The organism is Acidihalobacter sp., assembly GCF_037381185.1.
In the GTDB taxonomy this organism is placed as follows: domain Bacteria; phylum Pseudomonadota; class Gammaproteobacteria; order DSM-5130; family Acidihalobacteraceae; genus Acidihalobacter_A.
On record NZ_JARRQY010000028.1, the window covers coordinates 18669 to 32107 of the forward strand.

The 13439-nt window shown below is 64.2% G+C and carries 11 protein-coding genes and 1 pseudogene; all 12 read right to left on the reverse strand.

What is annotated here, in order from left to right; translation table 11 throughout:
• Positions 1-918: 918 nt before the first annotated feature.
• Positions 919-1215, reverse strand: a complete 297-nt coding sequence (locus tag P8014_RS10725; RefSeq protein WP_337817319.1) for a hypothetical protein — start codon at positions 1213-1215, stop codon at positions 919-921.
• Between the two features lie 8 nt (positions 1216-1223).
• Positions 1224-2567: a metalloprotease PmbA gene (pmbA, locus tag P8014_RS10730; RefSeq protein WP_337817320.1), complete on the reverse strand. Its 1344-nt coding sequence runs from the start codon at positions 2565-2567 to the stop codon at positions 1224-1226.
• Positions 2568-2610: 43 nt separating this feature from the next.
• Positions 2611-2798: pseudogene (locus tag P8014_RS10735) on the reverse strand (hypothetical protein); the annotation flags it as partial.
• Between the two features lie 139 nt (positions 2799-2937).
• On the reverse strand, positions 2938-4383 hold the full coding sequence (gene tldD / locus P8014_RS10740) for a metalloprotease TldD (protein WP_337817321.1): 1446 nt from the start codon (positions 4381-4383) through the stop codon (positions 2938-2940).
• The gene (locus P8014_RS10745) at positions 4380-5216 is read right to left on the reverse strand and encodes a carbon-nitrogen hydrolase family protein (protein ID WP_337817322.1); all 837 of its coding nucleotides are present in this window, start codon (positions 5214-5216) and stop codon (positions 4380-4382) included. Before P8014_RS10745 ends, tldD begins: the two co-directional genes overlap by 4 nt.
• Positions 5213-5593, reverse strand: a complete 381-nt coding sequence (locus P8014_RS10750) for a hypothetical protein (protein WP_337817323.1) — start codon at positions 5591-5593, stop codon at positions 5213-5215. Before P8014_RS10750 ends, P8014_RS10745 begins: the two co-directional genes overlap by 4 nt.
• Positions 5594-5662: 69 nt before the next feature.
• Positions 5663-9133 carry a YhdP family protein gene (locus P8014_RS10755; protein ID WP_337817394.1) on the reverse strand — a complete coding sequence of 1157 codons (3471 nt, stop codon included), beginning with the start codon at positions 9131-9133 and terminating at the stop codon, positions 5663-5665.
• 51 nt (positions 9134-9184) lie between these two features.
• Positions 9185-9385 (reverse strand): hypothetical protein, encoded by a 201-nt coding sequence (locus tag P8014_RS10760; protein ID WP_337817324.1) that lies wholly within the window; start codon positions 9383-9385, stop codon positions 9185-9187.
• 166 nt (positions 9386-9551) lie between these two features.
• Complete coding sequence (gene rng / locus P8014_RS10765) at positions 9552-11033, reverse strand: ribonuclease G (protein WP_337817325.1); 1482 nt, start codon at positions 11031-11033, stop codon at positions 9552-9554.
• Entirely contained in the window at positions 11030-11656 is a 627-nt protein-coding gene (locus P8014_RS10770) for a Maf family protein (protein WP_337817326.1), read from the reverse strand. The genes rng and P8014_RS10770 overlap by 4 nt, the downstream gene beginning before the upstream one ends.
• A 31-nt stretch (positions 11657-11687) precedes the next feature.
• On the reverse strand, positions 11688-12158 hold the full coding sequence (gene rlmH, locus P8014_RS10775) for a 23S rRNA (pseudouridine(1915)-N(3))-methyltransferase RlmH (RefSeq protein ID WP_337817327.1): 471 nt from the start codon (positions 12156-12158) through the stop codon (positions 11688-11690).
• Positions 12159-12577: 419 nt separating this feature from the next.
• Positions 12578-13369 (reverse strand): IclR family transcriptional regulator, encoded by a 792-nt coding sequence (locus P8014_RS10780; RefSeq protein WP_337817328.1) that lies wholly within the window; start codon positions 13367-13369, stop codon positions 12578-12580.
• Positions 13370-13439: the final 70 nt, after the last annotated feature.

Below are 13439 nucleotides of genomic sequence, written 5' to 3' on the forward strand. Positions count from 1 at the left end.
TTTGGGGTTTCTGCTGGCGACGCGCTGAAATCTTCCCCCATTGTTGGCGTGGAGGCCCGTTTCGGGGGCGGATCAGCGTTTGCCGTTTTGAGTTTGCGTGAGTAAAAGCGACGTACTTGCTGGCCTTGGTGGCCTGTTTCGGGCGCGATTCGCCGTTTGCGGCTTCGATCAATCGAGGTGACGCGTCCGAGCCGATTTCTTTGAAATGCGCAAAGAAACCGGCGAAAGAAACGCACCCCACGGATCGCTTGTCCCTGTCGGGCAACCTCGCGAACGTACCCCTGAACGGGGCCCGCAGCCATTCGCATCCTGCGAAGGGCTGCTTGGCCGGCGTCCTGCCGGCCATCCCCGCCCAGGCGCACGTTCGCAAGGCAAGCGATCAGGGGGGACCGAACGTCAAAACAGCGCGAGTCCGAAGCGAACTTGTTCTGAGTTAGCTTGGTGGTAGATCAAACGTTTGGGATACGTTCTGTTTTGACTCTCCGGTTCCCGTGTGGTCTTGCCTCAAGCGTGCGCCTCGGCGCGGGGTCGGGCGGCAGGACGCCGCCCGAGCAGGCTTTGCCAGGAGGGCAAGTGCCTGCGGTGCCCCGTGACGGGGTGTACGCTCGAGGTCTGCCCGTCAGGGACAAGGCCTTCGGGTGCCTTTCTTTCGCCTCTTTCTTTGGGCATGCAAAGAAAGAGGCTCGGGCGCGTCACCGATTCAGAACAAATCCCCGCACCTTGAATCGCGCCCGAAACAGAACACCAAGGCCAACCAGCACGTCGCCTTCAAACACACAAAATCAAAGCCACAACCGCTAATTCGCCCCCGAAACGAACCCTAATCCGCGAAGGATTTGACCCGCTGAGCTTATCCCCTACCCAGGACCGAATCGGTTCAAAACCGGCGTTATCGTCGAAGAAACACGATGGAAACAGTCAGCCACCAGCCCCAGACGCCCCGCGATTAACCACCTCATCCGTTCTCTCGACCAAGGCCGCCCACTCGGGCAGAAGATTGGCCTGCTGCGCATGAAGCTCCATCAGGGCATACACAAGCGCGCGCGTATCCGCATCGAGCATGCGCAAGCGCACAAGCGCGAACAGACAGCCCCGCTCCTCCATTTGCATGCTCTTCAGCAAACCGTAGAGCAACAGCGAAACCCCGCCCTCCGGTGCCGCCTCGATGCGCTCGCAGATATTCTCCAACGGCGCGAGATCCGGCTGCGTCGACACCACCGTGCCTACTCGCCGGCCACGGTCAAACGGTCGAGCAGTATCGAACCGGTACGGATGTTGCCGCGCAGGTCCACGTCGCTGCCCACCGCCCGGATACCGCGGAACATATCCTTGAGATTGCCGGCCACGGTGATCTCCTCCACCGGATACTGGATCTCTCCGTTCTCCACCCAGAAACCGGCCGCGCCGCGCGAATAGTCGCCGGTGACCATGTTGATGCCGTGACCGATGAGTTCCGTGACCAGCAGGCCGGTGCCCATTTCGCGCACCAGACCGTCCAGGTCGAGTTCACCGCTGGAAACGTTCAGGTTGTGTACGCCACCCGCATTGCCCGTGGTCTGCATGCCGAGCCGGCGAGCCGAGTAGCTGTCCAGCACATAACCCTGCAGCACACCGTCGCGTACCACGTCTCTCGCCTTTGTCGCCACACCCTCGCCGTCGAACGGCGCGCTGCCCAGCGCACGCGGCAGATGCGGCTGCTCCTGCAGGTTCAGGAATTCGGGGAAGACCTGCCGGCCCAGGTGGTCGAGCAGAAAGCTGGACTTGCGGTACAGCGCCGCACCGCGGATCGCCGCCACGAAATGCCCGATCAGGCCGCGCGCGATGTCCGCCTCGAACACTACCGGCACTTCGCACGTGCCCAGACGGCGACCGCCCAGGCGGCGCACCGTGCGCCCGGCCGCGCGGCGGCCGATGGCCTCGACGTCGCCCAGCGCATCCGCCATACGCGAGCTGGCATACCAGTAATCGCGCTGCATGGCGCCGTCCTGCTCAGCCACCACCGAACAGCTGACGCCGTGGCGAGTGCCGGTATAGCCGCCGACGAAACCATGCGTATTGCCGTAGACCACGGTGCCGCGATAGCTGTTGACGTTGGCGCCTTCGGAGTTGCTGATACGCGGATCATGGCCACGGGCGGCGGCTTCGCAGCGCTGCGCCAGTTCCACCGCGTCCTGCGCCTCGATACCCCAGGGATGATCCAGATCCAGATCCGGGTAACTGCCGGCCATCAGCTCCGCCTCGGGCAGCCCGGCATAGGGATCCTCGGCGGTATGCCGCGCGATCGCCGCCGCCGCGGCGACCGCTTCGGCGATGCCCGCGTCGCTGAGATCCGCGGTGCTGGCATTGCCCTTGCGCTGACCAAAGAACAGCGTCAGTCCCAGGCCCTTATCGCGGTGGTATTCCAGCGTCTCCACCTCGCCGAGCCGCACGCTGACGCTCAAGCCGTTGTCGATGCTGACCACCGCTTCGGCCGCACTCGCACCGGCCTTGCGTCCTTGTTCGAGGGTACGCGCGACGACCGCTTCGAGCGCGCTTTGGTCAAGGGCCAGGGACTGTCCGTGTTGCATCGTGTCTCCTTCAATCAAATCGGTGCTCGGGCCGAAACCCGGTTCAATCGCTGGCCGCGTGCTTGTTCAATGCCTGCACATTGCCCCAGCGTTCGACGTCGTCGACGCGCACGCCAGCCACCAGAGCCGGCCCACGCTGTCGTTCGTGGTTCCGCCCACCAGCGACTGCCCTTCGCCCAGGCGGATGCAGGAAGTGAATTCCCGCGCCTGCTCAAGACTGCGGAACACGTGTTCGAAGATCTCTTGTCCGCTCATGCTACCGCCTCCTGCCGGTCCACGGTGAGTACCCGAGCCGGCCGCACGGGCCGCGCGAGCGGTCCACAGGCTTATAGCATCCGTCTCGCCATTCCGAGCGACAGCCCGAATCCGGTCAGGCCTGGGTGCCGCCGACGGTCAGTCCGTCGACGCGCAGCGTCGGCTGGCCGACGCCCACGGGTACCCCCTGCCCGTCCTTGCCGCAGGTGCCGACGCCCTCGTCCAGCTTCAGATCGTTGCCGATGCGCGAAACGCGCGTGAGCACATCCGGACCGTTACCGATCAGCGTCGCGCCCTTGACCGGACGGGTCACCCTGCCGTTCTCGATGAGATAGGCCTCCGAGGCGGAAAACACGAACTTGCCGGAGGTGATATCGACCTGCCCACCGCCGAAATTGACCGCATACAAGCCCTTGTCGACCGAGGCGATGATCTCCTCGGGCGCTTCGTTGCCGGGCAGCATGTAGGTGTTGGTCATGCGCGGCATCGGCAGATGCGCGTAGGACTCGCGCCGGCCGTTGCCGGTCGGAGTCATGTTCATCAGGCGTGCGTTGAGACGATCCTGCATGTAGCCGACCAGCACGCCGTCCTCGATCAGCGTGGTGCACTGGGTCAGCGTGCCTTCGTCATCGACGTTGAGCGAACCACGCCGCTCGGGCAGCGTGCCGTCGTCGACCACTGTGACGCCGGCGGCGGCCACCTTCTGGCCCATGCGACCGCTGAACGCGGAGGTACCCTTACGGTTGAAATCCCCCTCCAGACCATGACCGACCGCCTCGTGCAGCAGCACGCCGGGCCAGCCCGGCCCCAGCACCACATCCATCGTACCGGCCGGAGCGGGCACGGCTTCGAGGTTCAGCAGGGCCTGTCGCACGGCTTCACGCGCATAGCCCAGCGCGCGCTCCTCGTCCAGAAAGAAGCGGTAGCCAACGCGGGCACCACCGCCGGACGAGCCGCTTTCGCGACGCCCGTCCTGCTCGACGATCACGGACACGTTGAGCCGCACCAGCGGCCGCGCATCAGCCGCCAGCGTGCCGTCGCTCGCCGCCACCAGCACCAGATCGTGGCCGCCGGCGAGGCTGACCATCACCTGCGACACACGCGGATCGATGCGGCGCGCCTCGGCGTCGACACGCTGCAGCAGCGCAATCTTGTCCTCGGCCGTGAGATCGGCGGTCGGGTCATCCGGCAGATAGAGCGCGTGCCCGGCATGGGCCCTCCAGGCCTGGATGCGCCCGCTGTCACCGCCACGGGCGATGGCGCGCGCCGCCTGTCCGGCCTCGAGCAGCGCCGGCAGGACGATCTCGTCACTGTAGGCGAAACCGGTCTTGTCGCCGCTCATGGCCCGCACGCCGACGCCCTGGTCCACGCTCCACGAGCCCTCGCGCACGATACCGTCCTCCAGCGACCAGGACTCGTGTCTGCTCAACTCAAAATACAGATCTCCGTTGTCGATCGCGCCGCCCAACAGACCGGACAGCACGCGATCCAACTCGTTCTCACCCAGCCCCGAAGGGCCGAGGATGTGTTCGCGGGCCAGATCAAGAGCCTTGTTCGTCATGAAACCTCCACGACCGCCGTATCTGATAAACGGCGGTGATCGATACTGGGAAAGGAGCGGCGCACACGCCGCAGTCGCGCAAGGTCGATTTCGGCGTGTGCCGCGCCGACGCCACGCTCGCGCTCGGTCACCACCACGCCCCACGGATCGACGATCATGCTATGGCCGTAGGTTTCACGGCCGCTGACGTGATAGCCGCCCTGCGCAGCAGCAACGAGATAGCTGAGATTTTCGATGGCTCGGGCCCGCAGCAGCGGCTCCCAATGGGCACGGCCGGTGGAGGCCGTAAACGCTGCCGGCAGCGCCAGAATCTCCGCGCCGGAGTCCAACAGCGCCCTAAACAACTCCGGAAAACGTAGATCGTAGCAGACCGCTAGGCCCATGCGCCCCAAGTCGGTATCCACTGTCACCACGCGCTCGCCGTGCACGGTGGAGGCCGATTCATGGTAACTCTCGTCAGTCTCGTCCAGATGCACATCGAACAAATGAATCTTGTCGTAGCGCGCCACGCGGTTGCCGTCCGGCCCGTACACCAGGCATGCGGCGTAGACCCGCGCAGGATCGGGCGAACGCAACGGAATGGTGCCTCCGACCAGCCAGATCCCGTAGCGCGCAGCCTGCTCGGCGAGAAAGTCCTGCGTCGAGCCGCTGCCATCGGCTTCGGCCGCGGCGACGCGCTCGCAGTCGTCCTTTGGCATCAGATTGAAATTTTCCGGCAACACGACCAGCCCTGCCCCGATATCGGCGGCCTCGGCGATATGCCGGCCTGCCTCGAGCAGATTGGCCGACAGGTTCGGCCCGGATGCCATCTGCACCGCGGCAACGCGCTTCACGCATCACCTCCGGCCGACGCATTCTGGAGACTGAGCGTCAGTGCGTTGGGACCGCCGCCACCCGGCGACAGCTGCGTGGACGAGCGCGGAATGCCGAAAGCGACCAGCCAAGCCTGCATACGGCTGGCCCAGAGTTCGCCCTGCTCTCCGGCCTGGTATTCGATGCGCAGACGGCTTCCGGGCTGCGCCTCCCAGGCCTGCACGAGCGTGCGCAGCGCCGGATCGCTCAGCAGCGCATGATTGCGGTCGGTGCTCTCCCATTGCATCAGGGAAATGGAGCAAATAGGCTGCAGCGTCTGCCCAGCCTGGGCGGACGCGGACAATAGTGGCACCAGCGGAATGACGGCGAGGACCGTCCACAGAGTCAGGCTTCGCATAGGTCCATGGTACCGCACTTTAGCGGCCGCATACCCTTGCCATACGAATGGTTTCGTCACCACGGCCGATCAGTACGGATTCACCGATCTGTTGCGCCGGTTCGTTGGATTGGAGGCATTCTGCGGAGCTTTCTCCACCGTGATCTTCGGCGCGTCCCAACTACCCCCGACGTGATATTTGATTTCGGCCGCCTTGTTGATCTGCTTGCCGATACCGAATACACGGTCGAGCAGGAAGACGACAGCGCCCGCGGCAGGGCCACCGATCGCCGCACTGGCGATCGGCAACGCCGAATCGACCTGCGGCACCACGGTGACAGTGGCGTCGTAGTCGCGCGCCGCAATACCGACCCGCCCTTTCACCCCGATATCCGCCGAGGCTCCCGCAATCGCCAGATTCTGCGTATACAGATCACCACTGCGGAACTGGAAATCGCCTTTTATGGAGTTGAAGGCAAAGCCCTTCTGGAACAGATCTCCAAAACCGAGCGTCAGGCGCTTAGGCAGCTGAGAGAGATTGAAAAGCCCCAGCAGACGACCGGTCTGCCCCGGATCGATCTCGTTGAGACGCCCGTTGCCAAGCGACAACGAGGCCTGCCCCGTCAACCGCTTCCAACTCAGGTCGAAGGGCGTCCCGGCCCAGTCCAGCGAGGCCGTTGCCTGCCCCTTGCCTCCGTTGAGCGCAGAGGAGAGCTTCAGACGCTGCAACACCTTGCCCGCATCGTCGGTCTTCAGCTCGATCCGCACTCGAGTGCGCTCCCGGCCGCCGGTCCTGCGCCAATCACCGCTGACACGGGCTTGCAGATTCGGCTCGTCGATCTGCAACTGATGGATCTGCAGACCATCGCTCAGGGGCGTGGTGGTGAGATTAACACCGTCGATCAGGCGTCCCGCGATGTCGAGCCGGGCGATATGCCCGGAAAGCGGCGGCAGTTCGGCTGGATTGAACGACACCCCGCCGGACGAAGACTCTGATGGCGCGGCATTCGCCAGCACCACCCGATCGAGATCGAAACGCAATGGCGCCCCACCGCGCAAATCCACCGGGATCTGCAGGCTTCCCGTCAGCACGTTCGACTCGACCTTGGCCTGCCACTCATTGTGGGCGCGCTGCGCACCCAGGCTGACGGAACGAAAATCGCGCCCGAACAAGCGCATCCGTCCGGCTTGCACGTTCACCGAACGTACCCTTTTCAGAACGTCATTCACGCTGGCGGGACAATCCGCGGACGTGGCAGTGGGTGCTGCCGCCCCTCCGGTCTGCAGCGTGCGCCACGCATCGACGTCGATATTCGGTACCGTGGCCTCGAGCGTAATCCCCTGCGCCGGCAGCCTTGGCGTGCCGCGGTCATAGCGCACATCCGCCGCCGCCAGATAACGGCACGTTCCCTTGCCCGCCACGCGCAGCACTGCCTGCAGCGCATCACCGTAACGCAGCCACACCGGCGCGTCGGGGCGGGCGACCGAAAACCGCAGCACGAAACCGCGCTGCTGTCCCGCCTTCTTGCCGAGCGGCGCCGGCAGGTTCACGGCGACGTTGCGCAGATCGGATGCCAACAGGATGCCGGTGCCGTAGCGGCGGAACGTTTCGGGGGTCATCGGCATGGTAAACGCGAGTCTTACGTCCGCCTCGCCGTGAGCGAACTGTGTGACCGGAGAACTCTTGCCCAGCAGACCGGCGACCGTATAGTGCCCGTCCAGCGTCAATGTCGCCAGCCCGTCCGGACGCGTGGTGGCGGCCATCCGTACCGGCTGGCCGCGGAAGCGGGCCGCCACGTTCTGCGCAGTCAGACTGCGCTGGGTGAAGTCGAAACGCCCATTGATCGCATGCAGGGCGAAATCCTGCTCCGGCAGGGCAAAGGAGCCGTTGCTCACCTGGGAGGTCCCTTGCAGGCGCCAATTCTTCAGGTCGCCGCCGCTCAACGGCAGCACGATGTGCAACGACACGTGTTCCCGGCCATCGCTGCGGATTTCCTTGAACAGTTGCTGCCGCCCGTCGCCCAGCGGCGTATAGGCCAGATAGGTCGACATGTCGGCCAACGGGCCGCTGCCGCTGCCGCTGATGTCGAGCCGGGCCTTTTCGATGTCGGGAATGTCGAGCCGGGCCGACTCAATACGCGTGCCGAGCACCTTTCCTCCGGTGGCATCCACATGGAGGCTCGGACCGTCGAACACCACCTCGCCCTGCAGATCGCTGAGCTGCGGCCAGTTCTCGAAGTAGGCGAGCACGCCCTTGCGCACCTGCAGGCGGGCCTCGAACACGCCGTCGTGATTGCGGAAGGGGAAACGCGTCGGGTCGCCGCGCAGGATGAGATTGCCATCGGTCACCTCCCCACCCACCAATGCCGTACCCAGCCAGTGATCGAGCCTGCCGTCGAACAGCCGAGAGGGCAGATAACGATGCGCCGCAGCCACATTCCCGCGGCTCATGTGCAGCAACAGAGTCAGGTACGGCCTACCGCCTGACGGCAGCCAGAGGCCGAACTGACCGTGCGCGCTGAAGTCGGCGTTCGACATGTCGAGATCATCGCCATGAACGACGATCCCGCTGGGGTGCAGGGCCCACCGCACTAGCCCCTTCGCAGCAGCCGCGGGAGGCGTCGCCGTAAACAACTGCGGTGCATCGAGCACCAGAGAGGAACTATCCAGCGCCAACGCGCCGCCCTGCGACGTGGCGCGCACCATGCCCGACGCGCCACGTACGCCGGGAACACTGTCCTGGGGATTCACCGCGACGTTTGCAAAGCGTGCGCTTGCCGATATCTGTGGCATCCCCTCATGCGGCAGCAGCACGTCGAAACGCAGTGCCGAAACATCGCCGCTCGGGGCCATGCCCCGTAAACGCCGGCGCAGCTCCTCCGGCAGCACGGACTGCGCCTCCAGCAAGGGCACCACATTCTGGATACGCAGAAAATCCGACCAACCGTAGAAACGCCGGCCGTTTGACGTGCTGCTCTCGGCAACGCTAAAAGCGGACCCGGGCCATGCCCGACGCGCATTGCCCGCCTGCACCTGTTTCGCGGCGAGCTGCCAGCCCGAGGCTGTCTGCTTCCAGGAGAAATCAGCACTCAGCCACGTCAATGTCCCGGCCGCAGCCGAAGCGTTGCGAACAGCCGGAGTGGAAAATGCGAAACGAGTCAGCCCTGCATGCCCGCTTACCGTTTCCGGCAAACCGTCTTTCCAGCTCGTCCACAAGCGCGCGTCGAGCACGCCCTGCACCGCCGGCAGTTGCGGCAGGAACTCACGCAGCAACGGCGTATCCAGGCGCCCGCCCTTGAGATCCACGTAGACCCGACCGCTCCAGCGCCGCTCCGGCGCCAGCACGCCGCGCAGTTGGGCAACGAAATCCACGCGCCGCCCGATCTGCGCCGGCAGCTGCGCACCGCCGGCCATCCGCAGTTCGCCCTGGCTGTTCACACGTGCCGCCAGGGCCATGTGACTAAGGCGGTAATCAACGCCGCTACGCGCGTCGCTGAGCTGCACGCTGGCGTTTTCCAGCTCGAATTTCGCCCCGTAAAGCCCCTGTAGCCAAACCGACAGAGCTCACATGCATCCCACCTATACCCAAACCAAGAACCATGCACACAGGCTTCATACCTGCTGCATACCATGAACCAAACCAACTAGACCCAGGTAATCCGCCGAACTCGCCGCCTGTTCGATCTCGGCCTTGTACTGGGGCACCAGCGGCAGCATCTGGCGCGCAGTGACCGTGGCCACGGCGGCCAGAATCACCGCTATCGCAGCGAGCAGCCAGAGCTTACCGAACAGCCATCGCAGAGCGCGCAACATGGCGCCTCAATGACAGGCGCCGCAGACGCGCCGAATCGATGAGCGAGCAGGATGAGCTGCCAGGCGCGCACGGTGCAGCGACCGAGACATTTCAAATGGATAGGCGAGGGAGCGAGCAGCGTGCAGCGCTGCAGATCGGCTTCGTAACCATTTGGTCAGCGTGTCCCTAGAGCGGCACCACATCGAACTGCTCCTGCGTATACAGACCCTCGACTTGCAGCCGCACTGGACGGTTGATGAACTCCTGCAACTCGGCAAGGCTCGCCGACTCCTCGTCAAGCAGCCGGTCGACCACCGATTGCGAGGCCAGCACCAGCACCTCACGGGCCTCGAACTGGCGCGCCTCGCGCAGGATTTCGCGGAACAGTTCATAGCAAACGGTTTCCGAGGTCTTCAACGAACCACGGCCGGTGCAGGTGGGACACGGTTCGCACAGCACGTGCTCCAGGCTCTCGCGGGTGCGCTTGCGCGTCATTTCCACCAAACCGAGGCTTGACACCTCCAGCACCTGGGTGCGCGCATGGTCGCGTTCGAGCGCCTTTTCCAACGCACGCATCACTTGGTGCTTGTGCTCATCGTCGCGCATGTCGATGAAATCAATGATGATGATGCCGCCGAGGTTGCGCAGGCGCAGTTGCCGCGCCACCGCCTGCGCGGCCTCGAGATTGGTCTTGAGAATGGTCTCCTCGAGGTTACGGTGGCCGACGAAAGCGCCGGTGTTGACGTCCACCGTAGTCATCGCCTCGGTCTGGTCGAACACCACATGTCCGCCCGACTTGAGCTGCACCTTGCGTTCCAGCGCCTTCTGGATTTCGTCCTCAACTCCGTACAGGTCGAAAATCGGCCGTTCGCCGGCATAATGTTCGATGCGCGAAGCCATGTCCGGAACGTAACGGGCCGCAAAGTCGTTGACGATGGCCAGGTTCTCGCGCGAATCGACGCGGATCTTGTCGACCTCGTGACTGGCCAGGTCGCGCAGCACGCGCAGCATCAGCGGCAGATCCGAATATACCCGCTCGCCATGCACCGCGCTGCCGGCGCGCTCGCGGACGGTCTGCCACAGGGTACGCAGGTAGTACATGTCGCGGCGCAAGGCCTCTGGCTGCACGCCCTCCGCAACGGTACGCACGATGAAACCGTGCTGCTCGTCGCAGATACTTGCCACCAGTTCCTCGACCATGCTGCGCAGGCGTTCACGCTCGTCTTCGTCTTCGATACGCGTCGATACGCCGATGCTGCTGCCGCCCGGCACCAGCACCAGATAACGCGACGGCACGGTCAGATGCGTGGTGAGCCGCGCCCCCTTGGTACCCAGCGGATCCTTGACCACCTGCACCAGCAGGTGCTGCCCTTCCTTCAGCAATGCGCCGATCGGCTGCGGCGCCGGGGTTTCGGTACTGGGCGGCGTGTCGTCCTTATGCAGGTCGCGCAAATCGGAAGCGTGCAGGAACGCGGCGCGGTCCAGGCCGATGTCGACGAATGCCGCCTCCATTCCCGGCAGCACCCGGCTGACCCGCCCCTGATAGATGTTGCCCACCAGACCAAGGCGACGCGTACGCTCGATAAACACCTCCTGCAGCACGCCGTTCTCGACCAGGGCGATACGCGTCTCCTGCGGCGTGACGTTGATCAGCAACTCAGTACTCATGCGACCTCATCCCTGTCCGGCAACGTTGCGGGCACCGCGATACCGAATTCGGCGAGCAGTTGCGCGGTTTCGTACAGCGGCAAGCCCATCACTCCGGAATAGCTGCCTTCCAGACGTTCCACGAACACCGCACCCATCCCCTGAATCGCATAGCCACCGGCCTTGTCCAAAGGCTCGCCGCTGACCGCGTAGGCGGCGCGCTCAGCCGCCGTGATTTCACGCAGGCTGACATGAGAGCGCGACAACATGGCGCACTCGCACGCGCCCTGAACCACGGCCACTGCCGTCAGCACCTCGTGCGTGCGGCCGGACAGCCGGGCCAGCATGACCTGCGTCTCTGCAGCATCGACCGGCTTGCCGAGTATCTCCCCGTCCAGCACCACCGTCGTATCCGAGCCCAGCACCGGTAAACCATCACCCTCGGCATGGCGCTCCCAGGCGGCGCGCGCCTTTTCCCGCGCCAGACGCCGTACGTACGCTTCCGGCGCCTCGGCAGCGCGTGGCGACTCGTCAATGTCCACCGGACGCACCTGACAGACGAGGCCGAGTTGCGCCAGCAGTTCGCGTCGCCGTGGCGAGGCGGAAGCGAGCGTCAACAGAGGCGTGATCGTTTTCGAATCCATTGAAACCTGTACGAATGCACGCCGAAACGGGCTATTCGCGGTGATAAGGGTGATTGCGGATGATACTGGATGCCCGGTAAAGCTGCTCGGCAACGAGGACCCGCACCAGCGGATGCGGGAAGGTCAAGGGCGACAGCGACCACAGCCACTCCGCCTGCGCGCGCGCCTTGTCCGTCAGGCCTTCAGGCCCGCCGACCCACAGCGCCACGTCGCGCCCGTCCTGCATCCAGCGTTCCAGCCGTCCGGCCAGCGCTGGCGTGTCGACCATGCGTCCACTCGCATCCAGCGCGACGATGCGCGCGCCGCGCGGCGTGGCCGCCTGCAAACGCTCGGCTTCACGCTCCGCGATGCGGGCAAGATCGGCCTTGCGCGTACGCTTCTCCGGCGGGATATCGACCAGTTGCAGCGAAGACTCCGCCGGCATACGCGCGGCGTACTCCTCGTAACCCATCTGCACCCAAGCCGGCATGCGCTGGCCGATGGCGATTAAGTGGATACGCACGAATACACTGTCCTTGGTAACCGGGCACAGTGTAACTGCACGCTGCCGGATAAGCCGAACGAGAATCGAGCGCTACGCTCGAATTCAAACGGTTCGATTCGAACCGGCGAATAGTCAGGGCGGCGAGGCATCGTAGTCATTATGCGCCGCCTCTCTTGCTCGAAAGGAGTCGGGAGCCGGCTTTTACATGAATTTTCACGGCACGGCCAAGATGTAGGGCGGCACAGTGACAATCCCGCACTCAAGCGATACCGGCTCTACCTGACGAGCTCTACCTTCAAATTCCGAAGTACTGTCCGGCGTCCGGAAGCTGAAGCTCACGCAGCATCGATTGTGCACCGCCTACTCTGGATGCACAGGGGGAAATGAAAATCGACTGCGTACCATTCACCTTGCCGCCCATCCTACCCGCTCACTATTCAGCGCGCTCCCGACTCACCTGGAATCCCCCTATAACCCAAACGCTCCGAAATTCGCGCCGCAGCTTGCTGCAACAACTCCGCCCACTCGTTCCGCCGCCGCTCGATCGGCGCCGAAATCGAAAGCCCTGCAACTACTGCACCCGAGGCATCACGCACCAGGGTCCCAATGCAGCCCACACCCAGTTCGGCCTCTTCGTCATCGAAGGCATAACCCAGCGCAAGCGCCGCCTCGCCGGCGCTAATCAGACGGCCCTCGTCGTCGATCGTGTTCGGCGTAAACGCCCGCAGGCCGGTTCGGCGAGCGTACTCGCGAATAGCGTCACCTCCCTCGAATCCGAGCATGATCTTGCCCACGGCGGTGACATGCAGGGGAGCACGGCTGCCGATGACCTGCTCCACCCGCATCATGCGGTTCGGCACGGCGCGCTCGACATAGATCACTTCGTCACCCTCGCGGATGGTCAGATTGACGCTCTCGCCGATCTGGTCGCGCAGCCATTCCATGGCCGGCAGCGCCTCCTGCCGGATATCCACATCCGAGCGCACGCGCGCGCCCAGCTGCAACAGGCGACGTCCCAACCGGTAGCCGCCGCACTCATCACGCTCGACGAAGCCGTGGCTGACCAGCGCTCCCAGGATGCGAAACACCGTGGACGAATGCAGGCCTGTTTCCGCCGACAGGATCTTCAGGCTTACCGGCCCGGTGTAACGGGCAATGGCGTCCAGCAATTGCGTCATGCGGTCTATGACCTGAATGCCGGATACCGATCTCCTCACTGTTTTTTTCATATAGCGAAGTCTCCTCCACCTCGCGGATCAATATTTTCATATTATGAAATATAGACTGTATTGTGAAATA

Bases quoted from the DNA above. Each gene is read 5' to 3' on its own strand.
- pmbA (WP_337817320.1), bottom strand. From the start codon at position 2,567: ATGCAACACGGACAGTCCCTGGCCCTTGACCAAAGCGCGCTCGAAGCG.
- tldD (WP_337817321.1), bottom strand. From the start codon at position 4,383: ATGACGAACAAGGCTCTTGATCTGGCCCGCGAACACATCCTCGGCCCT.
- P8014_RS10750 (WP_337817323.1), bottom strand. From the start codon at position 5,593: ATGCGAAGCCTGACTCTGTGGACGGTCCTCGCCGTCATTCCGCTGGTG.
- P8014_RS10760 (WP_337817324.1), bottom strand. From the start codon at position 9,385: ATGTTGCGCGCTCTGCGATGGCTGTTCGGTAAGCTCTGGCTGCTCGCT.
- rng (WP_337817325.1), bottom strand. From the start codon at position 11,033: ATGAGTACTGAGTTGCTGATCAACGTCACGCCGCAGGAGACGCGTATC.
- P8014_RS10770 (WP_337817326.1), bottom strand. From the start codon at position 11,656: ATGGATTCGAAAACGATCACGCCTCTGTTGACGCTCGCTTCCGCCTCG.
- P8014_RS10780 (WP_337817328.1), bottom strand. From the start codon at position 13,369: ATGAAAAAAACAGTGAGGAGATCGGTATCCGGCATTCAGGTCATAGAC.